General features: G+C 69.2%; 22 protein-coding genes. 10 read left to right on the forward strand and 12 right to left on the reverse strand.

What is annotated here, in order from left to right:
- Positions 1-510: 510 nt before the first annotated feature.
- The 3 genes from PV350_RS10755 to PV350_RS10765 all read right to left on the reverse strand — a co-directional run bounded on the left by PV350_RS10755 (position 511) and on the right by PV350_RS10765 (position 3,254).
- Complete coding sequence (locus PV350_RS10755) at positions 511-1,254, reverse strand: GNAT family N-acetyltransferase (protein ID WP_499510112.1); 744 nt, start codon at positions 1,252-1,254, stop codon at positions 511-513.
- A 349-nt stretch (positions 1,255-1,603) separates the two neighbouring features.
- Positions 1,604-2,446, reverse strand: a complete 843-nt coding sequence (locus PV350_RS10760) for a GNAT family N-acetyltransferase (protein ID WP_500333474.1) — start codon at positions 2,444-2,446, stop codon at positions 1,604-1,606.
- Between the two features lie 112 nt (positions 2,447-2,558).
- On the reverse strand, positions 2,559-3,254 hold the full coding sequence (locus PV350_RS10765; protein WP_499510114.1) for an alpha/beta hydrolase: 696 nt from the start codon (positions 3,252-3,254) through the stop codon (positions 2,559-2,561).
- Between the two features lie 415 nt (positions 3,255-3,669).
- Here PV350_RS10765 and PV350_RS10770 point away from each other — a divergent pair, with 415 nt between their 5' ends.
- The gene (locus PV350_RS10770; RefSeq protein ID WP_500333475.1) at positions 3,670-4,464 is read left to right on the forward strand and encodes an SDR family NAD(P)-dependent oxidoreductase; all 795 of its coding nucleotides are present in this window, start codon (positions 3,670-3,672) and stop codon (positions 4,462-4,464) included.
- Between the two features lie 607 nt (positions 4,465-5,071).
- Here PV350_RS10770 and PV350_RS10775 read toward each other — a convergent pair.
- Positions 5,072-5,644, reverse strand: a complete 573-nt coding sequence (locus tag PV350_RS10775; RefSeq protein WP_499510116.1) for a TetR/AcrR family transcriptional regulator — start codon at positions 5,642-5,644, stop codon at positions 5,072-5,074.
- 695 nt (positions 5,645-6,339) lie between these two features.
- On the opposite strand from PV350_RS10775, the gene PV350_RS10780 reads away from it, so the two are divergent.
- A complete protein-coding gene (locus tag PV350_RS10780) occupies positions 6,340-7,269 on the forward strand; it encodes a PP2C family protein-serine/threonine phosphatase (RefSeq protein WP_500333476.1) in 930 nt (309 codons plus the stop codon).
- Positions 7,270-7,382: 113 nt separating this feature from the next.
- Positions 7,383-8,930: a SpoIIE family protein phosphatase gene (locus PV350_RS10785; protein ID WP_500333477.1), complete on the forward strand. Its 1,548-nt coding sequence runs from the start codon at positions 7,383-7,385 to the stop codon at positions 8,928-8,930.
- A gap of 108 nt (positions 8,931-9,038) precedes the next feature.
- Here the strand turns inward: PV350_RS10785 and PV350_RS10790 are convergent, their stop codons facing one another.
- From PV350_RS10790 to PV350_RS10800, 3 genes are all read right to left on the reverse strand, one after another.
- Positions 9,039-10,445 (reverse strand): FAD-binding oxidoreductase, encoded by a 1,407-nt coding sequence (locus tag PV350_RS10790; RefSeq protein WP_499510119.1) that lies wholly within the window; start codon positions 10,443-10,445, stop codon positions 9,039-9,041.
- Between the two features lie 196 nt (positions 10,446-10,641).
- A complete protein-coding gene (locus tag PV350_RS10795; protein WP_500333478.1) occupies positions 10,642-11,205 on the reverse strand; it encodes an NADPH-dependent FMN reductase in 564 nt (187 codons plus the stop codon).
- Positions 11,206-11,742: 537 nt separating this feature from the next.
- On the reverse strand, positions 11,743-12,702 hold the full coding sequence (locus PV350_RS10800; protein WP_500333479.1) for a helix-turn-helix domain-containing protein: 960 nt from the start codon (positions 12,700-12,702) through the stop codon (positions 11,743-11,745).
- Between the two features lie 304 nt (positions 12,703-13,006).
- On the opposite strand from PV350_RS10800, the gene PV350_RS10805 reads away from it, so the two are divergent.
- Positions 13,007-13,423, forward strand: a complete 417-nt coding sequence (locus tag PV350_RS10805) for a MerR family transcriptional regulator (RefSeq protein WP_499510122.1) — start codon at positions 13,007-13,009, stop codon at positions 13,421-13,423.
- A gap of 196 nt (positions 13,424-13,619) precedes the next feature.
- Here PV350_RS10805 and PV350_RS10810 read toward each other — a convergent pair whose 3' ends face one another.
- Positions 13,620-14,375, reverse strand: a complete 756-nt coding sequence (locus PV350_RS10810) for an SDR family NAD(P)-dependent oxidoreductase (protein WP_500333480.1) — start codon at positions 14,373-14,375, stop codon at positions 13,620-13,622.
- A 618-nt stretch (positions 14,376-14,993) separates the two neighbouring features.
- Between PV350_RS10810 and PV350_RS10815 the strand changes: the two genes are divergently transcribed.
- Complete coding sequence (locus tag PV350_RS10815) at positions 14,994-15,422, forward strand: hypothetical protein (RefSeq protein WP_500333481.1); 429 nt, start codon at positions 14,994-14,996, stop codon at positions 15,420-15,422.
- Between the two features lie 180 nt (positions 15,423-15,602).
- On the opposite strand, the gene PV350_RS10820 is transcribed toward PV350_RS10815, so the two are convergent.
- Positions 15,603-16,325, reverse strand: coding sequence for a CocE/NonD family hydrolase (locus PV350_RS10820; RefSeq protein WP_500333482.1), 723 nt, complete (start codon positions 16,323-16,325; stop codon positions 15,603-15,605).
- Here PV350_RS10820 and PV350_RS10825 point away from each other — a divergent pair.
- Positions 16,299-16,787, forward strand: a complete 489-nt coding sequence (locus PV350_RS10825) for a hypothetical protein (protein WP_500333483.1) — start codon at positions 16,299-16,301, stop codon at positions 16,785-16,787. The genes PV350_RS10820 and PV350_RS10825 overlap by 27 nt on opposite strands.
- 293 nt (positions 16,788-17,080) lie before the next feature.
- Complete coding sequence (locus PV350_RS10830; RefSeq protein WP_500333484.1) at positions 17,081-17,530, forward strand: hypothetical protein; 450 nt, start codon at positions 17,081-17,083, stop codon at positions 17,528-17,530.
- A 302-nt stretch (positions 17,531-17,832) separates the two neighbouring features.
- Here the strand turns inward: PV350_RS10830 and PV350_RS10835 are convergent, their stop codons facing one another.
- Complete coding sequence (locus PV350_RS10835) at positions 17,833-19,257, reverse strand: flotillin family protein (RefSeq protein ID WP_500333485.1); 1,425 nt, start codon at positions 19,255-19,257, stop codon at positions 17,833-17,835.
- 59 nt (positions 19,258-19,316) lie between these two features.
- Complete coding sequence (locus PV350_RS10840) at positions 19,317-19,820, reverse strand: NfeD C-terminal domain-containing protein (protein ID WP_500333505.1); 504 nt, start codon at positions 19,818-19,820, stop codon at positions 19,317-19,319.
- Between the two features lie 678 nt (positions 19,821-20,498).
- Here PV350_RS10840 and PV350_RS10845 point away from each other — a divergent pair.
- From PV350_RS10845 to PV350_RS10855, 3 genes are all read left to right on the forward strand, one after another.
- Positions 20,499-21,203 (forward strand): NPP1 family protein, encoded by a 705-nt coding sequence (locus PV350_RS10845; RefSeq protein WP_499510128.1) that lies wholly within the window; start codon positions 20,499-20,501, stop codon positions 21,201-21,203.
- Between the two features lie 195 nt (positions 21,204-21,398).
- The gene (locus tag PV350_RS10850) at positions 21,399-22,496 is read left to right on the forward strand and encodes a MerR family transcriptional regulator (RefSeq protein WP_500333506.1); all 1,098 of its coding nucleotides are present in this window, start codon (positions 21,399-21,401) and stop codon (positions 22,494-22,496) included.
- Positions 22,497-22,824: 328 nt separating this feature from the next.
- Complete coding sequence (locus PV350_RS10855) at positions 22,825-23,583, forward strand: SDR family NAD(P)-dependent oxidoreductase (protein WP_499510129.1); 759 nt, start codon at positions 22,825-22,827, stop codon at positions 23,581-23,583.
- A gap of 63 nt (positions 23,584-23,646) precedes the next feature.
- Here PV350_RS10855 and PV350_RS10860 read toward each other — a convergent pair whose 3' ends face one another.
- Entirely contained in the window at positions 23,647-24,075 is a 429-nt protein-coding gene (locus PV350_RS10860; RefSeq protein WP_500333486.1) for a pyridoxamine 5'-phosphate oxidase family protein, read from the reverse strand.
- Positions 24,076-24,153 lie beyond the last annotated feature (78 nt).

The raw sequence follows: 24,153 nt of genomic DNA on the forward strand, positions 1-24,153 counted from the left end.
GCCGCGCCGTCATGGAACTCCTGCGCGCCGTCGTCCACAGCGAAGGCGTCACCGCCCTCGTCGCCACCCACGACCCCCAGCTCCTCGCCCTCGCCGACCACGTCCTCGAACTCCGCGACGGCCACATCACCCCCACCGACTGACCCACGGCTTCCGCGGGGCGGCGGCGCGACCCGACGAGTTGGCCGCCTGGTACTGCGATGCCGCCAACCACGGCGAACCGGCCTGCGCATCGCAGCGCTCAGGCACAGGATCACCGTGATGGGCACCCGCCGCCGACCGTGATCCACATGACCTCGTGGGCCATGGTCCCGGCCTCGGGGTGGCAGATCACGCTAGGCCGTGTCGTCAAAGGAGCGCCGGCCGCCCGGAGGGCGGGCCCAGCGGCGTCTGGTGCGGTGCATCGCAATGCGGAGAGTCGTCCTCGTAGTGGGCTACTCGGACGATTCGACAACGCAGCGAGGTGCCGTGCCAGGCGCCGCTGGGCAGGCGGGACTTTGACGACACGGCCTAGGCGGGGAACGTGAAGAGGCGGTACTGCGAAACCTCGACGAAACCGAATCGCCGGTACAGCGGCTCGCCGGCCGGGCTCGCGCCGAGTGCGGCCAGCCCCATACCGCGATCTCGGCCCACGCGGAGCGCCGCCGCCGTCAAAGCTGTGCCGATGCCGTGTCGGCGGTGCGTGTCCGCGACGTGGACGAGGAAGATCCCGGCCACGTCGTGGGCTGCGATCACCACGGTCGTCCCGACGACACGGTCGTCGAGAACCGCCGCCAGGCGGACGATGTCCGCGTTGTCCCGGCGCTGCGACTCGATCCGCACGATGTCGGGTTCGAGGCTCGGTGCGACGCCCATGGAAGCGCTGTAGGTGCGAACCAGTTCCGGCAGCTGACCGTGATCGGTCACCTCCTCGATCCGCAGGCCGGCCGGTGGCTCCATCGGATCGACCGCCTGGTCGAGCGGTCTGACCATCACGGGGATCGTTGTGAACTCCTTCGCCCCACGCTCGGCGAGGGCGGACGACGTGCCTGCGGGGCTGTCCGGGCCGACCCACCACCACCAGGGCACTCCCGCGAGCCGGTCCCGCGCGATGGCGGTGGACTGCTCCACCGCATCCAGGGAGCGGACACGGACCACTCCGTTGAACTGTGGTTGAGCCAGCCCGCTGCGGAAGTACTCGAGATCACCGTCAGCGCGGTCCACCATGCCCCATCCGGTCAGGTATTGCCGGAAGTTGGCGGTCACGCGGGCCATGCCCCCGGGGTGCCACAGCTCTCGCGGGACGCTGCCCGGGGATGCGCCCGCCGTGAGCGGTTCATCAGCGCTGCTTGATACGTCCGTCATGGGTGTTACCTCTGTCCGAAAGCCTCGGACCTGAGCGGCCCGAGGGTATCCCGTGGCTTGTCCGGCTGGCTTCACAGCGATGCCTTGCCGACCGTGTGATCCAGCCGTGGGGTCGTTGTCTCCGCGCCGGGCGTTGCCGGTGGCCGTCGACGGTGCCGGCGGCTGCGTCGAGTGATTCGTGACTGCCAACGCCTCGCAGGCTCCGGCGGAGCGGTGCGCAACCTGCCTGTCCGGCACGGTCATTCATTGATCTTGCGTGTCAGGGCACCACGATTCGGTAGTCCGAGACGGGCCGGTATCCGATGCGCTGGTAGACGCTGTTGCTCGTCGGGTTGGCGAGGTCGGTGAAGAGAAGTACGTGTTCCGCACCGGCGTCGCGTGCTGCTTGGGAAACGGCTGCGGTGACGGCGGAGCCGTAGCCCCGGCCGCGCTGTTCGGGCGGGGTGTAGACGGGGGTGAGGCGAGCCGTTCCGGCCACCACCGACGTCATGGCGGCCATGGCAACTGGTTCGTCCCCGACCGTCCACAACCGCCAGCCGCCCCTGCTCGTCCGCTCGTCGATGAATGCGTCGAGATCCGCTCCGAGCGAGCCGGCTTCCGCGACGAAACGGGTGCACCACTCGCGGAGCAGAGCCCGGTCACCGTCGGTCGCCGTCCGCGGTGCCCCCGGCGGTGCGACTCCAGGGCGCACAAGCCGGTCAAGGCGATAGAGGCGAAGATGCGGTCCGCTCTTGGGCGCGGAGCCGGTGGTCGTCTGCCACGCTGCGGAGAAGGCACGGACCGATGAGTCGTCGGCCAGGAGCTGTGCAAACGGCTGGGCTTGGGTGGACAGGAGTCCGGCCAGGTGCGTTGCCGCGCTCTGGGAGAGGCGGCTCGCGGTCAGCATGTGCGGTGGCATCCACACGAACGCGGCCGTCGTCGCTGCTTCATCCGGTTCCCGCCACCAGCCCAGCACCGTGGGCGGGGGTTTGCCCCCGGAGCGCAGTTGCTCGATCGTGTCGAGTCCGGACAGCAGCATGGTGTGCCGGTCGGGACGTGCGGCGAGGAATGCCCCCGCCTCGGAGCGAAACACTTCGGGCTTGTCCGTAAGGAACCAGGTCACGAGATCGCATCTCCTGCTTGCCCGGCGTGCGGCAATGCGCGGAGCCGTGGGGAAGCGGTTGGGGCCCGCCGGCCGCAGCGGACGCGACTGGCGGGCGGCAAGGGCGGTCGGCTCAGTGCAGGCCGAGTTCGTGCCTGATGAGCTCGGCGAGCGCGGAGGGCTGCGACAGGAAGGGCGAGTGCGAACTGTTCAGCCGCAGAGTCCTGTCGGCGCGCTTCGCGAAGAGTTCCTGGACGAAGGGCGGGATGGCGCCGTCTGCTTCGCAGATGATGTAAGTGCTCGGAATCGTCTGCCAGGCGACCGCGGTCAGCTTCTGGGTGGTCGCGACGTAGGACTGGTAACCCAGGGCCGCCGTCGCCTTCTCGGCAACGCCCCTGTCCACGTCGCCGTAGAACACGTCGACCGGGTTCGCGACGGTCAGGAAGTCGCCGACACCCTCCTGCCGGTGGAACTCCCACCAGAGTGCCGGGTCGCCGCCAGCGCTCGACAGCAGGGAGTCCCCGGCGTCGAGCTGGAACGCGGCGAGGTAGACGATGCTCTTGACGTTGGGCGCATCGGCGAGCGCCTGGGTGGTGGGGACGCCGCCGTAGGAGTGCGCGACGACGACCACGGGTCCGCCGATCGCCTCGACCGCGGCCCTGATGGCTGCCGCGTCGGAGTACATGTCGCCCAGCGCCTTGGGATCGTTGCCACACGAGGTGAGGGCCACGGTGCGGACATCGATGCCGGGCAGGGCATCGACGAGGAGTTGCAGATGCTCGGGCTTGTGCCACGCTCCGGGCACGAGCAACAGCGACGGCAGGGTCATCCGAACCTCATAGGGCAGGTGATGCGTTGGGCATGATGTACGGGCCCATCATCCAGGCCCTCACTGCGCAACGTCCACGTGATAGATGTCGCTAATGATCTATGGGATGGGCCCGGGCCCGCCGCCTGCCCGCCACCCGCACGCGAAGCCGAGGCGGCCCACCGGAAGAACCGACGGACCGTCACGAAAGCCCGCGGCGAGGCTGCCGGGCTTCCTGCGGGGCCCGCCCGGCCGGGCTTGGAGGGCGCCCGGCACGGTCCGGCATCCGGCACCCTTCCGCTCGGCGGCGTCGGCGACGCGGTAGAGGCCCTCACCGACCGACAGGTACGGACGGCCGGATTCCGGACGACCGCGGGCGCTTTAGATTAAGCTCACCATCTAACGCGTGACATCTACTGAAGAAATGAGGACGACCATGTCCACACAGAAGCCCGGGACAGCGCTCGTTACCGGCGCTACCGCCGGTCTGGGTGCCGCCTACGCCGAGGAGCTGGCGGCGCGGGGGCACAACCTGCTCCTCGTCGCCCGTGACGAGGCGCGGTTGGAGTCTTCCGCGGCGAACCTTGCGGAGCGTTTCGGCATCGGGGTTTCGGTGCTGAGCGCCGACCTGGCCACGCCGAAGGGCATGCGGAGCGTCGAGGACCGCCTGGCGGCCGACCTCTCGATCGACATGCTGGTGAACAACGCCGGCAGCGCCCTGTTCGGCCCCCTGTCCGCGGCGGACCCGGACCGGTTGGAGTGGCTGATCACGCTCAACCTGACCTCCGCCACCAGGCTTGCGGCTGCCGCCGCGCGGGCGTTCTCCAGCCGGGGCTCGGGCACGATCGTCAATGTGTCGTCCGCCCTCGCCCTCAACATCCTGCCGGTGGGTGCGGCGTACAGCGGGACCAAGGCATATGTGATCGCGTTCAGCCAGGCTCTGGCACAGGAGTTCGCCGGTTCCGGTGTCCGGGTGCAGGTGGTGGTGCCGGGAGCGCTGGAGACGGCGATCTGGGACGGCTCGGGCATCGAACTGGACCAGTTGCCCAAGGAGGCCGTCATGGCACCCCGCGATGCCGCGCGGGCCGCGCTCGCCGGCCTCGACGCCGGCGAGCTGGTCACGATCCCCTCGCTGCCGGAGTACGCCAGGTGGGAGGAGTACGAGAACGCCCGCCAGGAACTCATCCCGGGTCTGTCCCTCACGCGCCCCGCCGGACGCTACGCCGGCTGACATCCGGGGCAAGCACGCTCTTCGCCAGGGCCGGGGGCCAACCGCCCCCGGCCCGCCGCCCCTTCGCCCCCTGCGCCTTGGGGTGGGAGCCGACATGACGGCCGGCTGTTCGCCGTGCAGCACCTCGGCGAAGGGCTCCTTCCGCTTCCCGACCTGGCGCGGTGGAACCCGGTCAACGAACTGCCACCACGCCCCGTAGGGCCGGGTCTCGCAGTCGAAGGCCGTCAGGACCGGAGTTGCAGGCGAAGCCCGGGTACCGCCTGTCGCCCATGAGTGACGCCAGGGCGCGCGGGGGCCGGTGCCGACGTCCCGAGCACCAAGGTGCTCGGTCCAACGGCGGCCGTTCCCGGCGATGTCACCACGTCAGCCGTCCACTGGGCTTCACGCACTGCCGGCCGCCGGGCCGCCAGACCGGCGGCAACGGAACCACGTCACGGCCAGGAACAGCCGGGGAGGCGGTGATTCACTCGCCACCGGTCGCGATGACGGCCAAGCGCGGGCCCGCCGGGACAGGGGCGGCGGGACAGGCCACGAGTTCAGGACGCCGTACCGCGGCGTCGGCGCTGCGGGGCGTCAAGCGGTTCAGGACACTGGGGTGGCGTGCACGTCAGCCGGTTGCCGGCTCACCACTGTCGGCGGCCCTGGCCACCGCTGCATGTGCCGCCTGCAGGATCTGCTCCGACAAAGGCGTGCCTGCGGTGGCACGGGCAAGAAGGAGGCCGCCGACGAGCGTGGCATAGGCGGCCAGGCCGGCGTCACCAGGCGCGATCCACCCCGCGAGTTCCTCGACGCCCCTGGCGTAGGTCTCCCTGTGCCCGGGCTCACGCGCGATGTCGCCCGCGAAGCCGGCTGCGGGACAACCAGTGCCGGGGTTGTCGCGATGCTCGACGGAGAAGTAGGACTCGAGCAGCGACTGCCACGCCGCCTGATGCCCCCCAGCCTCGTGGTCCAGAGTCACGAGGTCTTGCAGGTTGTCGGCGAACGCCTTGGCGGTCGCCTCGTCGACGAGCGCGGCCTTGGAGGCGAACTGCTTGTAGAAGCCGCCTTGAGTGAGTCCGATCGCCTTCATCACATCCGCGATGCCGACCTTGGCGACACCGTCCTCACGGAACAGCCGAGAAGCCGCGGCCACCGTTCGCTCCCGGTTGACCTTCGCTTCCGCTTGCGATACGCGACTCATCTACCACCCTCCGTAATACCGACTGGTCATCTGCCCCGCCGCGGGCTGTTACGACGACCAGCGGGCCGACACCCCGACTCTAAGATTATGCCTGCTGTCTATCCTCCGCCATAGCCGCCTGCCGACCGGCACCCACCGCCCTCATACGAGACCGCCATGACCACACCGGCCCTCAAGGCCACGCGACCCAACCCGTCACCCAAACCTCAGCAGACCCTGGCGTCGCCCAAGTGCCTTTCAAACTCCCCGCAGTGAAGCGTGAAGGGTGCCACGTGGCGCCTTCTGTGCCGGCCGGACGAGAGGGAAACGGCTCGCTTGACGTGCCGAACCGCACGTCGCACAGTTGAATCGCATATCGGTAAACCACTTCCACCATACGGAAAAGCGAAATGGCACGAAAGCCCGTGATGCACCTCGCCCCGCGCATTCCCGTCACCAAGCGCGCGGCCGATGACGGGGCCCGCTCACTCCCAGCATCCGGCGCCGAAGTCCCCCAACGGCCGAAAGCCCATGGCCGCGGCACCGGGCCCTTGGGCATGCGCGGCCACGCAGTGCCTCCGCTCCTACTGATCGCGGCCATCACCTCGGGTGCGTCATTCGCCCCCCTTGCGGTTCACCTGTCCCCATTGCTCGTGGCGGCCCCCACGTGCACGGGAACATTCGCACGAACACGCTTCACGGCCGTCATCGCGCTCATGGCGGCCGCGGCAGTGCTCCTCGTGGACCGTCACGACGGCCTGCTCCACTCACCACTGCTGCCCATTCACATCGGAGCAGTTCTCATAGTCTCCGCGTTCGTCATCGTCTCCCGGGCCCTGCATGACCGCGACTTGCGGGAACTGGCCGAGGTACGGGCTGTCTCCGAAGCAGCCCAACGAGTGCTGCTACGGCCGATCCCCCCGGAGCTGGGCCCCTTCCACGTCGCCTCGATGTACCGCGCGGCAGCGGCACACGCGCTGGTGGGCGGTGATCTGTACGCCGCCGCCCGCACCGACCGCACCACACGCGTCCTCATCGGAGACGTCCGCGGAAAGGGCCTCCCGGCCATCGACGACGCCTCCGCCGTCCTGGGCGCTTTCCGTGAGGCAGCCCAGCAGCACCGCACACTCCCGGAACTTGCGGCCTCCCTGGAACGCAGCGTCCGCAGGCACCTGGGCGAGCTGACCCGTATCGCCCCCGACAGCAACGAGCGGTTCATCACCGCGCTGCTGATCGAACTCCCCGACGACGAAGAAGTCGCCAGAGTGGTCAGCTGCGGGCACCCACCACCCCTGCTGCGCCAGGGCAACCAGGTCACCCTGCTTCCCGTCACCCGGCCCGCCCCGCCGCTGGGGCTTGCAGCAGACACGCCCAACGCCTTCTGCCTCGACACCGTCGCCTTCGGCCCCGGAGACACCCTGCTTCTCTACACCGACGGCCTGGCCGAGGCCCGCGACTCCGCCGGCCAGTTCTTCCCCGTCCTCGACCGCGCCGATACATGGACGTGGGACTGCCCCAGCCGCCTCGTACAGCACGTCAGCCTCGATGTGGACCGACACGCGGGCAGGAACCTCCAGGACGACCTGGCCCTTGTCGCTGTCCATCATCCAGCGCACCCCGTCCAGACCGGACAAACGCCACCGTGAACGTCCACAGCCCGAGAACCCGCACGTCGCGCAAAGACCCCGACCCTTGCGCCACAAACATGCGCACCGTCTCGCAGGCACTGCGCACCACATCAGAAGGGACGGTGACGAGGATGGCCACACCCAGACTCCTCCCGCTCCGGCACCCGAGCGCACTGCTCGCCGTCTATCTCGCTGCGACCTGCGCACTGCAACTGGATGCCTCTGCAGTGGGCTCGGTCCGCTGGTCGGACTACTCGGTCCTGGCACCGCTGATGGCGGCAGCTCTGCTACCCATCAGGCACACCTTGATCGTCGGAGCTTCCACGCTGGCGACCAGTGTGGCCATCTACGGTTTCGCGATTCCAGGCGTGTCGGACGGAGGCCGGACGGTCGTCATCTCCGCAGCCGTCCTGTCTCTGGGCATGAGCCTGTTCATCTGCCGAGTCCGGCTCCGCCAGAAAGCCGGGTGCGTCTTCGCTGTACGCCCCGGAAGCGGTGAGGAGACGGGCCGCGTCGTCTCCGCACCACGTCAGGCCCACGGCGACCCATGCGCCTCCCTGCCGGCGGGTGGACTGCCGCCCGGGCGCTTGCCGCAACCCGCCGCCGTGGAGCTCGCATACTGTCGGGCTGATGACAGAAGGCCGCCGCAGGCTCATTGGCTGGACGCGATCCCACTGTCCGGAGCCCGGGTGGCGCTGGTCGCCGGCAGCGTGGCCGAGGACGGAGACCCAGCCCCCACCCTGGTCCCCGAACTTCGCGCCGCGGTGCGGACGCTGGCGGACATCGACGTGCAACCGGACGAGGTGCTCACCCACCTCCACGACGTCATACGTCGGTTGCGGCCGGACGAGAGTGCCCGTGACGTTACGGCGAGCTGCCTGTACGCCGTCTACGACCCCGTCACCGCAGAGTGCGCCCTCGCTTGCGCCGGGCATCCTGCGCCCTCCGTCATCGCCCCCGATGGTGTGATCACTGCCGTCGACCTTCCTGCTGGAGTACCGCTCGGTCGCACGCGAGCGAAGGTCGGGACCGCCGAAATCCGGCTCAGGAAAGGCAGCGTGCTCCTGCTGCACACGCACTCCGTCGCGCCACCCGATTCCGAGACGAAGACCGATGGGCTCAAGGTGCCCGAACGCATCGTCGAGCCGGAGTCCTCGCTCACGGACACCTGCCGTACTGCTCTGGAAGCCCTTGTGGCAGCGGGAGCGCCACGCCAGTCGCGCGTGCTCGCCGCCCGTACCCGCACGCTCGACGGCACCACCGTGGCGACCTGGAACCTCCCCGCCGACCCGGCGGCCGTCTCTGCCGCACGAAAACATGTCACGGCCAAGATGAGGACATGGGGCTTGGACGGTGCCACCCCCACCACTGTCCTCATCGCCAGCGAGCTGGTCACCAACGCCATCCGTCACGCCCAGCCACCGGTACGCCTGCGCCTGATCCGCTGCCCCACAGGCCTGACCTGCGAGGTCACCGACGGCAGCACCACATCCCCGCACCTTCGACGCGCCCGCACCTTCGACGAAAGCGGCCGGGGACTGTTCATCGTCGCCCAGCTCACCCAGCGCTGGGGAACCCGCCATCACCCGCAAGGCAAGACCATCTGGGCCGAGCACTCCTACCAGGCCGACGAACCCATGGAGGAGGAAGGACAGGCCCTGCGGGCCGGGCTCGTGTGATGCCCCCATCCCCCTCAGGAGGCGGCACGGGCCCTGCTCCCACGCGCCCTTGACGGTTCGCCGGGACCGCTGGGGGCCGGGCAGACGCTCCCGGCCCCTGGTTCCTCGTCAGCCGGGCAAGATGTTGTGGTTCACCCGGAACACATTGGTCGGGTCGTATGCCTTCTTCGCGGCAGTCAGACGCCGGTAGCGCTCGGCGCCGTAGACCTCGCTCAACCGCTCGGGGTCGGTGGCCTCTTCGACGGAGAGGAAGTTGACCATCCTGCGCCTGTCCGCCCAGGGCTCCATCGCGTTCATCACCTCCTCGAGCTTGCCGCCCAGGAACTCGGCCCTGTCCGGGGCACCCACGCCGAATCCGAAGAGGACGAAGGGAAGCCCTCGGCTGGAGACGGCGTTGGGTACCGCGGGCTCACGGTCGAGCGCACCGCCGAGCATGCGGATCTCGACGCTCACCAGCGGGGAGTCCGACCCGGGGCCGAGCAGTTCGATCAGCTTGTCGGCCGCCTCGGCGGGGAACGCGCGCAACATCGTCGTGCGGTCGTAGTAGGGCATCGGCGTCGGCGGGTCCATGTGGATGGCGCCCATGGCGGTGTAGGGCATCTCCCCCACCGTGTCGATGAGCGCCGGGGCGGCCGCGCGCAGGGGTGCGATCAACCGCTCGCCCTCGGGCACCGGACCGAGGTGGGCGATGCGTACGTGTACCACGAACGCCCCCCGGAGGGGTTCCGGCAACTCGGGAAGCGGAGGGAGTCGTTGCACGGCCACTGAGGAGGACATCTCCTCCGGCATGTCCGACTGCCAGGTGCGCCAGGTGTGCAGCACATCGGAGAGTCGTTCGCCGGGGAAGTAGATACCGCCGCCGTAGAAATGGGTCAACGGGAACAGGTCGAACTCCAAGGCGGTTACGACGCCGAAATTGCCCTTTCCTCCGAGCAGGGACCAGAAGAGTTCCGGATCACTGTCCGCCGTGACCTGTCGCAGCTCGCCGTCGGCGGTCACCACCTCCAGCGAGCGGACATGGTCCGCCGCGTATCCCCGGCTCCGGCCGAAGACCGGACTGAGTCCACCCCCGAGGGTGTAGCCGGCTACGCCCACCAGCGGAGCCGAGCCGCTCATCGGGGCCAGGCCGACGTCGGCGGCCCGGTCGATCACCTCCTGCCAGATCACTCCGGCCTCGACCCGTGCGCGTCCGCGGCCGGCGTCGACGACGATGCCCTTCATACGCCGGGTACTGATCAGAACGCCGCCCCGGGCAGGGTGGACCTGTTGGTGCCCCGTGGTCTTCACCGTCACCGGCCGGCCCTGGCGGGCCGCGAAGCGGATCGCCGCCCGTACGTCGGCCGCGTTGGCGGCACCGACCACGAGCGCGGGCTCCAGAGGGACGTTCAGGTTGTAGATCTGGCACTCGGCGTCGTAACCCTCGTCGCCGGGCAGCAGAACCGGACCGCTCACCAGCGATGCGAGTTCGGCCGCCTCCGCGGACGAGACCCGTGCGAACGGAACGTCAAAAGTCATGGGATCCCTTGTGAAAACATTCTTACATTACATACGCCATCTAAAATGCCTTGATGCAGGCACCTCGGACCCGGCCGTCCGCACCTGGCGCGACCGGCCTGTCGGCCGGGACCCCGCCTCGCCGAGTAGCGCGCGACGCCCGTCCGATACTTCAGCAGGGCGGACCGGGGAGACGGGGCACTCGGACAGCGGCTGATCAGGCGTCGGCGCGCAGCGGCTGCAGGGCCTTCGACCAGCTGACGACCTGGTCGAGCATGGCCTCCACGGTCGACTGGTGGTGCGGGCCCGGCTTGAAGACGCTGTAGTTCTCGAAGTCGGCCAGGAGGGACAGCGCGACCTGCGCACGCACCGTGGCGATCTGCAGCTCGCTCGCGATGAGGCGGAGGTGCTCCACGGCGCGGGTGCCACCGCCGGAGCCGTAGCCCACAAAGCCCGCGGCCTTGTTGTTCCACTCCGCGTACAGGTAGTCGAGCGCGTTCTTCAGGGCGCCCGTGGTGGAGTGGTTGTACTCCGGGGTGATGAACACGAAGCCGTCGAACTCGGCGATCCTCGACGCCCACGCCTTGGTGTGGTCGTTCTGGTACTGCCCGAACGACGGGGGCAGCGCCTCGTCGAGGAGCGGCAGCGGATGGTCCGCCAGGTCCACGAGCTCGAACTCCGCATCGGAACGCTGCTTGGCGATACCGAGAACCCAGTCCGCCACGGCGGCTCCGTTGCGCCCCGGGCGGGTACTGCCGAGAATGATCGCGATCTTGGTCATGTCGTGCCTTTCGTCGGTACGGCGCACCTCAGGCACGGAAGTTGTGCCCGGCGCCGGGATGCGACGCGCGCCGTAAGCCCCCGCACGGTTCCGGTATGGAGTCCACCGAGGAAAGCGCACGCGAGGTGGCCCTCCCGGGGCACCCCCCTCGTCGCGTAGCTCGCAGGCTCGGCGCCAACGACGTCGTCGGCAGGGACAGTAGGACGAAGCAATCGAGAAGGGCAACCAGGGCAAAATGCCGGATGTATCCAGCGATGGACGTAAGTTGCCCGCTGGCGCACCGCCAGAGTCAGGCGCTGGTGAGCCGCCCGCCGGTCGCCTTCATCCGCAGCGTTCGCCCTCCGACGGGGGTGCGTGGCGTCCGCAGCACGTCATGCGGCCGAGGCGCCGACGCTCAGGGCGGCCGACTCCTCGAGACCAGGCGTCGGACCAGAATCCTTGCACGGCGAGGCAAGTCGGCGGGCGGATCCGTGCACACCAAGGCAATACGACGGCCAGCTTGCCGCTTACCTTGGCAACATCGGAGAATTGGTCCGTTCAGTCTGCCGCTTGTTCCGATCGCCACTCGCGGGGGCTCATGCCGTACGCCGCTTTGAACACGCGACTGAAATGGGGTGCGCTGACGAACCCCCACCGGTGAGCGATCGCCTCGATCGTCATGAATCGATGCACGGGCGAGGCCAGTTCCCTCTTGCACTCTTCGAGGCGCTGAGCCCTTATCCAGTCGCCTAGTGCGATTCCCGCACGGGACAGGGTCAGGTAGAGCTGACGTACGGAGACATGATGCTCGGCGGCGATACGTGCGGCAGTCAGGTCGGATTCCGCCAGATGGAGACGGACGTATTCCTTGACGCGCTGAAGAAGTGTGTTGTGCAGAGGCCCTCCGGCCAGGTCGGCACGGCCGAGGCTCGTAGTGGCCACCGCCCTGATCAGGTCGACGCAGGGCTGCGCGAGCAAGGCGGCCTCAGCCTCGCCGACAGCGGCCCGGTTACGGGCCAACCGAGCGAAGAACGCTGCCGCGGAACCTACGAGCGGGGGCTTCGAGCCGATTCGCGCACCTGCGACCTGACCGAGCAGGGACGATCGGAGCCCCAGGATGTGCATGGGAACGCGAACGACGACCGCATGCACGGTGCCGCCGAAGAATATCTCATAGGGCTTCGCATTATCGATCACCGTGAGATCGCCCGTTCGGATCACTCCATGCTTGCCTCCCTGTCCCAACCGGGTGACCCCCGTTTGCTGTAGAACGACGAAGACATGCGGCACCATGTCCTCTTTCACAGCAGCGGTTGCCCGCCGGAGGCCGGCCACGTTCCAGTCGATTCCCGAGACTTCCACCGCACCCAGCGTGTTGATGTTCGCAACTGCCCTCAGGCGCGTCGGGTCCGAAGGAAGGTCCACCTCTATTCGGCCGTTCACCGACCGCGAGAGTTCACGGATGGCATCCGCGCGATCACCGGGAGCCAGCGAATTGACATCAAACCGGATTGCCATGCGAGCTCTCTCCCAAACCGACCGCGAGCAGGCGTTGCCAAGCAGGTCTCCCACGGTACAGCGGCCAGTGGCCTACGCTGCGATTTGCGTCATATTGTGCACGAATGAATTCGCGTGGCTTTGCTGCATTCCTTCGGACAGGGAGGACCGGATGGGCCCGAGCCGATGAGTGCCGCGGATCGCCGGGCCTCGATCAACTCCAGTGGCCGAGTAGGGTGAAGGTTCAATAGCAGACGGCAAGGTCGCCCACCTGCGCGACGACGAGGCACACCGTCCGCGCGACGCCTGGCAAAGGGAGGGCAATGTGAAGATCGGAGAACTGGCCGCGAAGACCGGTGTCGCGCCGCGGCTGCTTCGCTACTACGAAGAGGTCGGCATCCTGACGCCGTTCCGGAGCCCCAACGGATACCGCACGTACGGCGAGCCGGCCATCGACCGCGTACTGCAGATCCGCGAACTCCTCGAAGTCGGTTTGACGACGGAGATGATCCGCGAGGTCCTGCCCTGTTTCGAGTCCGCCGAGGGCGATGCGCACGCCCGGGAGTGCCCGGACGCAAAGGACCTGGACGGTCTGCGACGTCAACTCAGCAGCATCAAACGGCGCATCGACGTGCTGCAACGCAACCAGCGCGCGATCGAGGCATACCTGCGCTTCCAGGAGGACGCCACGGCCGCCACGCCTACGACCACGGATGGAGTCCTCGTCTTGGTCGCGGAGTGACAGCGGCGGGACTCACGCGGCGTAGCGCTCACCTGTCGGCGGCCGCTACCGGTGCGGCACGAGGCTGAAGCCACCGGCGAGGCGACGGCGGGCCGGAGGACGCCGCAACGGACGGAGCCACCAGTGGCGGGGCTCCGGTCCCGTCAACTGTCGTCGTGACACCGGAGCCCCGCGCGTCATGGGTGCTGCTCCCGAGTCAGATGCTGTATCCGCCGTCGACGGCCAACCGGGCGCCTGTGATGTACGCAGCGTTCTCACTGGCGAGGAAGACGACCGCCTTCGCGATGTCCTCGGTGGTGCCCATGCGCCCCAGCGGTGTCATGGCCACCTGCGGGGCGGCGTTCGGCCCGTCCGCGGGGTTCATGTCCGTGTCGGTCGCACCGGGCTGTATGACATTGACAGTGATGCCGCGCGGGCCGAAGTCGCGCGCCCACCCGCGGCCGAGCTGGTCGATCGCCGCCTTGCTCGCCGCGTACTCGGCGACGCCAGGGACCGGGACGCGGTGGGCGACGATGCTTCCCACCAGGATGACGCGCCCGCCGTCGGGCAGATAGCGCGATGCGGAATGCGTGGTGACGACGGTGCCCATCACATTGGTGGCCATCATCTGCTGGACCCCTTCGAGGAGGTCCAGGTCCAACTGGTCGACGGTGCCCATGACGGCTACACCGGCGGAGTTCACCAGCACGTCGATCCGGCCGCCCAGGAACTCGGCAGCCTGTTCGACAGCGGTCGACGCCTCGTGGGGAACGGACTGGTCCGCCTGCACGGCAAGCGCCTTCGCCCCGAGAGCGGCCAGGTCGGCGACGACCTCTTCCGCCTGCTCGCGCGACGTCCGGTAGGTGATGACGACGTTTGCACCCTCGCGCGCCAGTTCACGAGCGATCCCCGCACCGATTCCCCGCGACCCTCCGGTTACGAGCGCAGTCCGTCCTGTCAGAGCCTTGGGCATGGCGATGTCTCCTTGCGCCGTTCAGTTGGCTTGCAGCTACTGAACCGAAGCTAAAGGTTGACATTAGTGTGAACGTCAAGCCGGGACGCCGTGACGCCCGCCACTCGCACTGCCGAGACCGCACCCGTCGGCGAACACCGGGAAGTTTGGATTCGGCACCGCCCCAGATTTCAAGTTGTCCAATTTTTCGATCCTCGCTGCTCGGGCCGCATTTGTTGCGCCGGAATATCCCTCCAGGGAATCCGAAATGGCATGTTCTTTGCCAAATTTGGCTCGATTGAATGAATTAATTTTATCCCGTCCCGCAACGCTTCATCGACGTTGAGAGCCCGTGCCGGATTCACTCCAAGGTGTATCAACGCGGAACCCGGGAAATCTCGCACAGCGGGACGACATGGGGCCTGAGCTCGGGAAACGCCAGGGTTGCGGCCTCCTGGGCACCGTCGCCCATTTCTCGGTGGTGCCCGTTTGGCCGACTTTCACCGCGAAGCGTGAATGACTTCCGGATGGGCATCGGCTAGCTTCGGTCTCGCATCAGGAAATTCCTATCTCCAAGGGAGGAATGCAGTGAAAGGTCTTGCTCGAGCCGCGGCTACGGTGGCATTGGCGGTATCAGCCATGGGGGTTCCCCTGGCCGGTACGGCGCTGGCCACTTCCGCGACCTGTTCGGGGGATGGCTGGGACAACGGCTACGGTGGCCGGGGCCATGACCGCGGAGACCACGGCCGTGGAGGCTACGGCCACGGAGGTCACGACCGCGGGAACTACGGCCGCGGGGGGTACGGCCGTGGAGGCTACGACCGCGGAGGGTACGGCCGTGGAGGCTACGGCGGTGGCGGCTACGGCCGTGGAGGCTACGGCGGTGGCGGCTACGGCCGTGGAGGCTACGGCGGCTGGGGCGAGGACTTCGGCTCCTTCAGGCTGACCAACAAGTCGCTCAACTCTGCGCACGTGAAGGCCCGTAACGAATCGCTGTCGGCCAACGTCGCCTCCCCGGCGGCAGTCGCACAGTCCGAGGCGGTCCAGGCCATCAACATCCGTCAGTAGCTCCCGAAGCCGACCGTCGTCCTGGGCGACCTGCCGGTCAGGGACCGGTCACATGCGAAAGGGGCAATGGGCGAAGGCCTGACCGCGGCCGATCCTGACGGGTCGGCCGCGGTCAGGCTCGTCCCGTCATGGCCGGCCATGCTCCGCGTTGGAGTGCCCGGCCATCGGTATCGGTGAGGCTCACTCCGCCACCGGCAGCACCAGCCGTGAGGGGCGGTCTGCGGCGTGGTGGATACGGCGCGGGCCCGGGGTGTCGGGGGCCTCCCAGCGGGGATGGGCGGAGGCGGTCACCTGGAGGCGGAGCCGGTGGCCCGGGCGGAACACGTGCGCCGCGGACCACAGGTCGACGCGGACCTCCTGGGGGTCCGTCCCGCCCGAGCCTTCGGCGCGGGCGACGCCGTCGGCGAGGTTGATCGACGTGCCGTCCGGGTGGACGTCGCACAGCCGGGCCACCCAGGCTGCGGGGCCGTCGCTCGTTGTGGTGAGGACCGCGGTCATCCGGCCGGCGACCTCCAGGGGGGCGGTCAACAATGGACCGGTCCAGGTCAGCACGTCGGGCCGGGCCTCGATGGCGCGCTGGTCGAACGGGCCCGCGGGATACGCGTCGGTCAGCAGCAGGGTGCCGCCGCGGACCGGCACGGGGTCGGCGGGGTCGTGCACGAAGCAGGCCGGCGGCTCGTCCGTGCCGGGCGGCTCGGGCGACAGTGTGCCGGAGGCGCGGAGGAACCACGTCGTCCCGGTGGTCGGGGGCGGCCAGCGGTCCGGCCGCCGCCAGACGCTCGCGCCCGTCACGAAGACCAGGACCGCAGACTCCGATGCGTCCAGGTAGTCACCCAGCCGCCCGTCGGGGTGGGCGACGTCCTGGTCGCCGCCGACATGACCGAGGACCTCACCCCCGCGCACCGCGAGGAGATGGTCGGGTTCGTCACCCGGCGGCTGCTCGACGGCGACTGGATGCGCGCCCTGGACCCGCGCGACCCCGTCGCCCCGTTCTCCGACCGCCCCGACCACGGCGCCGCCGGCGCGTTCGCCGCCTGGCCCGGCGCGACCGCGTACGGCCTGTGCCGCCTGGGCCGCCCGGACCTCGCCGCCGGCATCCTGCGCCGGGCGCACCGCACCACGTCCGGCGCCCTGTGGGGCCAGGCCATGGAGGTGACCCCGGACGGCACCTACCGGGTCGCCGAACGAGGCGTCTCCAACCGCGAGAGCGTGGCCGCGGTCGCGGTCACCGAGGCCGTCCTCGCGGGCCTCTTCGGCATCGCAGCGGAGGTGCTCCAGCCCGGTGCGCCACCCCTGGAGAACGCCTTCGGACGCCTCACCGGCGTCCGCGCGGCCGGCCACGACCTGCCGGGTCGCAGCGCCTGATCCGGCGCCCAGCCGGTCGTCGCTGGGCTCGCGACTGCCGAGCCCAACGACGACCGGTTGGGGGATGACACACCGGGAGAACGGCCGTCCGGCAAAGGTGAGCCGCACCCATTCCGCCTACGCCACGATGGCGTGGATGACCCACATCAGGGCCACTGCCGCCTTGAAGCCGTTCCTCCCTCTGCTTGTAAGCTCCCCGCAACCGGGGACGTACAGGGATCCCTCGAGCTCGAGGGGGAAGCGTGCTGGACCCGGCCACGGAGGACATAGCGCGAATAGTTCGCCATTACGGGATGGTCCTCCTCGCGGCGGGAACGGTGATCAGCATTGCCCGCTGGGGATGGAGACGTTTCAGGCCGGCCGGCGCTCCCTACCAGCGGACGTACGTGGAACTGATACCGCTTCTCGCGGGAACGAGGGCGTTTTTCGACGGCGCGCTGGTCCTCTGGGAGGTTCCGCCTTCGGTCTTGATGGTTTGGCGTGTCGTTGGACTGCTCCCGGTGCTGGGCATGCTGATTCTCTTCGTACGCATGTGCATCATGTTGGCGGAACGGGCCAACCGGCGCTTTCGGCCGGCAGCCGCCGCGAGGCGCCAGGCCGTGGTGTGGCCGACTCATGCGTGGCCCGGCACGACGATTGCGGGCGGTTCAGTCGCAGGTCAGGGCGGATTGACAACGACGCTGCCCAGCCATGAGCCCGTCACTCCTGCCGGCATCGGGCACAAGGCCCCGGACAGCTCTTGAAGCATGCGGTCCAGCCAAGTAGATGCGCCGACGCCTTCATTACCCGCCAGGACGCCTCCCAGTCGTAGGGCCGGCGTATGCGGTCGGCCCCACTCGAGAGGCCCTTCGCCACGTCGTCCACGTCCGGGTCATTTTGGGCGGCGCGGGCCCCTGTGTCGCAGAACGTGGCGTACGCCCACACACCCACAGGCGTACGCCCACACACCCACCCCTTCACCGTCTCGCCGGGGGGCCTGTGCCTGCACACAGCCTGGCCTTGCCGGCGCCGGCCTGCGCAACCCCCAGCCTCTCGCCGTCATACGTCAGCCGGTGATCTCCACCCGTCCGTTGGGCGCCTCAGGGTGTACCGGCGTCTCGGATCCGCGCTTGGTGATGCCCTTGAGCAGTTCGGCAAGGTCGACTCCCGTGGTGGAGCTGAGCAGTTCCATGCCCTGCGCCACGTTGTCCGCGACCGTACGGGTCAACTGGCCGGCGCCGTCGGTAGAGATCACGGTCATCTTGTCCACCGCGGCCAGGGGCTCGGACGCCTTGGCGACAACCTGAGGCAGCACCTCGACCAGCATCTGCAGCACCGCGGCGTCGCCGTACTGGGCAAACGCGTCGGCCTTCTTCTGCATGGCCTCCGCCTCCGCCGACCCCTTCGCCGCGATGGCCGCGGCCTGCGCCTCGCCCTCGATCCGTACGGCATCGGCGAGTGCGGCGCGGTGTGCCTTCTCGCCTTCACCGGTCAGCCGGGAACGCTGGGCGTCCGCCTCTGCCTCCTTGACCAGGGCGATGCGGCGGGCCTCGGCCTCCTGCTCGGCTTGGTAGCGCGCGGCGTCGGCGGGCTTGCGGACCTTGGTGTCCAGCTCACGGTCGGTCAGCGCGGCCTGCCGGGCGGCGACCTTCTCCTGCTCGGCGAGGACTTCCTGACTGCGGGCGGCCTCGGCGAGCGGGCCGGCGGCAGCGGCGCGGGCAGCGGCCTCGTCCGTCTCGGCCTTGATCTCGGCCTGCTTGAGCGCGAACGTCCGCTGGGCGATCGCGATCTCCTCCTCGGCCTTGAGCCGGGCCTGCTCCGACGCCTGCCGCGCCACCGCCTCGGCGATGTCCGCCTCCTGCTTGGCGCGGGCGGCCTCCGGGCGACCCAGGTCCTCCAGGTAGGAGCCCTCGGTGGTGATGTCCTGGATCTGGAAGGCGTCCAGCACCAGGCCCTGCCCGGACAGACTGGCCTCCGCCTCCTCCGCCACCTGGCCGGCGAACGCCGCACGGTCGCGGATGATGTCCTCCACGGACATCCGCCCGACGATGGAGCGAAGAGCACCGGACAGGACTTCCTGCGTGAAGCCGACGATGCCGTCCTGCTGCATCAAGAAGCGCTGGGCCGCCGCCCGTATCGAGTCCTCGGTACCGCCGACCTTGACGATCGCGACACCCTCCAGGTGGGCCTTCACCCCTCGCAGCGTGACCGCGCCGCGCACGGCGACGGGGATGTGCCGGCTGGACAGGTCCAGGGTGAACTTCTGCTGGACGAAGGGCACGACGAACACGCCACCGCCGACCACGACCTTCTGGCCGCTGTTGTCGGTGAAGACCCGGCCGGTCTCCGGGTCGGTGGACTTCTTGCCCCGACGGCCGGTGACGATGAAAGCCTCGCTGGGGCCCGCGACCTTGTAGCGGGTGATGACGACGAGGGCGAGCAGTACGACGAGTACGACGATGCCCACCACAGCGGTGAGTACAGGGCTCATGCAGGAATCCCTTGATCGGAACAGCAATGACGAAGACGTGGTGCGGACGCCTCGGGCGTTCAGTGATCGACGGGACGCACCGCGACCGATGTGGTCGACAGTGCCTCCTCGACCCACACCCTGGTGCCCCGCCGCAGCGGGACCGTGCTCCTGGCGGCGAGCTTCACCGGCTGGCCGGCCAGGTACGTCAGCACCTCGCCGTAGCCGTCCGCCGGAATCGCGGTGACCACCGTGCCCGAGCCGCCGATGAGATCGTCGCCACGCGGCGCCGGCGAAGTCCCCCCGCGCATCAAGGCCTGACCGAACCTCCACGTCAGCCATCCCGCCACGCCGCCGGCAACCACCCCCACCCCGGCGGCGAACGCCGTTCCGAGTCCGGTGGTGCCCAGGACGATCGCGCCGGCGAAGCCGAGCATCGACACGAATCCCGCGATCACGGGCAGGGACAGCAAACCGTCCAGGCCACCGAGCCCGTCGAAGAGCCCATCCAGCACGCCGTCGAAGACGAGCGCCAGCGCCAGCACCACCAGACCGGCGATGCCGAGACCGAGAAACCACCCCATCCTGCCCCCACCCCCCAGCACGCCGATCGCCCGAAGGCATCGCGATGGTGTCATGAAGCACAGCGCCGTGACATTGCCGGATCCCGGCAATCTTTACGTGTTCTTTACGACCTGCTGACGGCCCCATTGCTGCCGGCGGGTTCTCGGCGGTGCCGTAGGCGCGGACCACGACCGCGACGGCGTCGGAGACCGCTCCGCCAAGGAACCGAAGTTCATCCGCCGGGCGTTCGGCGACGGCATGACGGCCACGGCCGCCGGCCGGACTTTTCCGGGGCGCACTCGTGGCGTCCCCGGTTGGTCGGTCAATACACAGCGATATTTAATTTCCCGGCATCTTCTCCTTACCGGAAGCCGGGACATGTCGGGAATGCCGATCCAGAAATGTGTTCTTGCGCCACCGGATCAGCCTCGGATAAATTGTCGACGCGTCAACAGGCGGAGGTACAACCGGAGATGAGCCTCCGGCCTTCCGGAACGCCGGGAACTTCGTCGCGCAGAGCGTCAGTCGTCGGGCAGGGGATTCTCAAGCAGAACCCTTGCCCTCTTTCATGTCGAGGAGTTCTCGTGCGCAGCCTTAGGTCAGCGAGAAGGAATCCCGCTGGAACGTCCGCCGGTAATCGGCTTCCCAACCGTCTCCGTCTCGGCGCCGTCGCGACCGCGCTCGGCGCGACGCTGGTCTTGGCCTTCCCTGCCGAGGCGAACGCCTCAGTCCTGCAGCTGCTGCCCCAGAACGCCGACGGCCTGGAGCAGTCCTTCTCCCCGGCTTACGACTACGACAAGGACGGCTGCTACGCCACGGCCGCCATCGGCGCCGACGGCACGCTCAATCCCGGCTTGAAGCTGGGTGGGGACGTCAACGGGCACTGCCACGACTACGCCCAGCTGGCCAACGCCAACACGTACTCGCGCGAGAAGTGCAACAACGACTGGTGCGCAGTCGTCTACGCCAGTTACTTCGAAAAGGACCAGGCCACGCTCGGCCCTGCGGCCATCGGCCACACCCACGACTGGGAGCACGTCGTGGTCTGGATCCACAACAACCAGGTCGAGTACGTCTCGGCGTCCCAGCACTCCGGCTACCAGATCGCCGCCCGCTCCGCGATCCGTTTCGACGGCACCCACCCCAAGATCGTGTACCACAAGGACGGCGCCTCGACACACTGCTTCCGCTTCGCCAACACCAACGACGAGCCGCCGGAGAACGCCACCGGAGGCTGGTTCTACCCCCGCCTCGTCGGCTGGGAGGGCTACCCGGCGGGCTACCGGGACAAGCTCATGAACGCGGACTTCGGCTCGGCCACCATCAAGATCAACGACGCCCGCTTCAACTCCACCCTCGCCAACTCCAAGCCCTCCGGCATCCCCTTCGATCCCAACGCCTGAGCCGTGTGCGGACGGCGATCCGCCGGATCGCCGTCCGCGCGGGGCGTGTTCTCGGCGCCGCGGCCGCCGTTGCGAGGTGGGCTGAGCCGTCTCCCGGCTCCGCGCCGGGTTACTCGGACCGCCGCCGTGCTTGGCCCCTTGACCCTCACGTGGCGTCAGGCTGCATAGTCGGGTGCCGTGGAGGACCACTGGACCGTGGGACGCGTCGCCGATTTGGCCGGCGTGAGCGTCCGCACGCTGCATCACTATGACGAGATCGGCCTCGTCCAGCCGTCGGGGCGGACCGCAGCCGGATACCGGGCCTATTCGGCGGGCGACGTGGAGCGGCTGCGGGAAGTGCTGGCCTACCGGCGGTTGGGCTTCGGGCTGCGGGAGGTCGCGGAACTCGTCGGCGACGCGTCCACCGACGCCGTCGCGCACCTGCGCCGACTGCGCGGCCTGCTGCTGGAGCGGCGTGATCGCGCTGACGCGATGGTGACGGCCATCGACAGGGAACTCGAGGCACGGGCGAAGGGCCTGAAGGTGACGCCGGAGGAGCAACTCGAGATGCTCGGCGCACGGCTGTACGACGCGATCGGCGGCGCCTACACCGCGACACGGCGTACCGACCCGCGGATCGCCGCGCAGATCCGGGACGTGCTCGGGGACGCGCGGACGGTGCTGAACGTCGGGGCCGGCACCGGCTCCTACGAGCCTGCTGACCGCGACGTGACCGCGGTGGAGCCATCGGCGGTGATGCGGGGGCAGCGGCCCGCCGGCGCGGCGCCTTGCGTGGCCGCCGCCGCGGAGAGCCTGCCGTTCAGGGACCGGTCCTTCGACGCCGCGATGGCCGTCTCCACCGTTCACCACTGGGGGGATCCGATGGCGGGACTGCGCGAGATGCGGCGCGTGGCCCGCCGCGTGGTGGTGCTCACGTTCGACACCGACGAGCCCGGTTGGCAGGACCGGTTCTGGCTCACCCGCGACTACCTGCCCGAGTTCGCCGCCGTCCTCGCGGATTTTCCCTCGCTCGCCGGGATGGCCGACGCGATCGGCGCCCGGGCTGAGCCGGTACCCATCCCGTGGGACTGCGCGGACGGCCTGTTCGAGGCGTACTGGCGCCGGCCGGGGGCGTATCTGGAGGATCACGTGCGCCGTGCGATGTCGGTGTGGACGAGGGTCGGACCGGAGGCCGAACAGCGGGCGGTGCGAAGCCTCAGTGACGACCTGGACTCCGGCCGGTGGACCGAGCGCAACGGCGACCTCGCCGACCTCGACGCAGCAGATCTCGGCCTCCGCCTGCTCATCGCGTGAACCGGTCGCGGCGTCAGCGTCGGCTCCTTGGCGCAGGGCACGGCGCGGGCCCCGTCACGGCGGGTACCGCGCTCAGGCGGCTCGGCGCGGCTCAGCCAACCGCGGGTCGCGACGATGTGATGCTACGTCAGTACGTGGAGCAGCCGCTGAACGCAGCCGTCTAGCGACGGCTCGACAAAAGCCGTTCCGGTACGGACACCCGCCGGGCGGTCGGGGAGGCTGCTCACCTCGCAGCTGCCGGGCCACCCCGTAGCCGCCACGGCATCGGCGGCGGACAACCCGGGGCGGTCATCCCGACGACCCGCGACGACGAGGAGGAACCGGCCCCATGACTGGAGCAACCGGCAGGGTGGCATTGGTGACGGGCGCCAGCAGCGGGATCGGGGCGGCCACCGCACGCCTGTTGGCCGCCCGGGGGATGCGCGTGGTCGTCAACTACCTCCGCAGCGGCAAGGCGGCCGAAGACGTCGTGGCGGACATCGCGGCAGCCGGCGGCCAGGCCATGGCCGTGCAGGCCGACGTGCGCGAGGTCGCGGCCGTCGAGGGCATGGTGGAGCAGGTCCGGGCGGCATGGGGCGGCATCGAGGTGCTCGTGCACAACGCGCTCATCCCGTACGTGGTCACGTCGTTCCAGGAGATGACGTGGGAGGAGCTGGGCGGCAAGCTGGACGCCGAGATGCACGCCGCGTTCACGGTCACGAAGGCCGTCCTGCCCGCCATGACCGAACAGGGCTGGGGACGCATCGTCTACCTCGGCACCGGCCTCAGCCGCCGGCCCCGGGAGGGCATGATCGCGCTCGGCACGGCCAAGGCCGCGCTGGAGCAGTTCGCCCGCTACCTCGCCCAGGAACTGGGGCCGCAGGGCATCACGGTCAACGTCGTCGCGCCCGGTCCCGTGGAGGACACCCGCGTGTCGGCGGACGTACTGGACGAGGCGGTCAAGGAAGGGCAGGTGGCCGCCACCCCTCTCGGCCGCCTCGCGCGCCCGGCGGACGTCGCCCAGGCGGTCGCCTTCTACGCCGCCGAGGACAACGCCTTCATGACCGGCACCACCGCCGCGGTCAACGGCGGGCTGTCCATGTACTGACACGCCGCCGGCGGCCGCACGGCCTTAAGGGAGGGCGCTCGTGCACACGTCGGAACCGGAAGGCTATGCGACCGTGCCGAGATCGGCGGTGAGCCAGCGTTCCGGCCGCATACGGACCACGACGTGATCGGCGAGTTCCACCTCCGCCATGGCCACGAATCTGTCGAGGGCCTCACCCGAGAGGTAGCGGGCGGCCATCTCGCGATGGAGCGCGCTCGTCCCCTCGGTCACTTCGGCGACCGGCCCTTCGACCGATACGTACCGGGGCGTCGGCTCCGTGCGCTGGACCAGCAGGCTGAAGCGGCGCGCCGCGCTGATCAGCGTCATCTTCCGCGAGCCCGCGCCGGTGAGGATCCAGGGCAGGCCGCCGGGCTCGTAGGCGTACCAAATCGGCACCATCAACGGCCCGCGGTCGTCGCCGGCGGCGACGCCCAGCGCGGCCACATGCGACTCAGCCAGAAAGCTTGCACGTTCCTCGCGGGAAAGTTCCATGCCTCGACTGTAGGCCCGGCCACTGACGGCACCTCCGCGCGACCAGGCAGACACAGGGCCAAGGGATACCCAGTGGAC

Source organism: Streptomyces sp. PA03-6a (assembly GCF_033792765.1).
Lineage (GTDB): Bacteria > Actinomycetota > Actinomycetes > Streptomycetales > Streptomycetaceae > Actinacidiphila.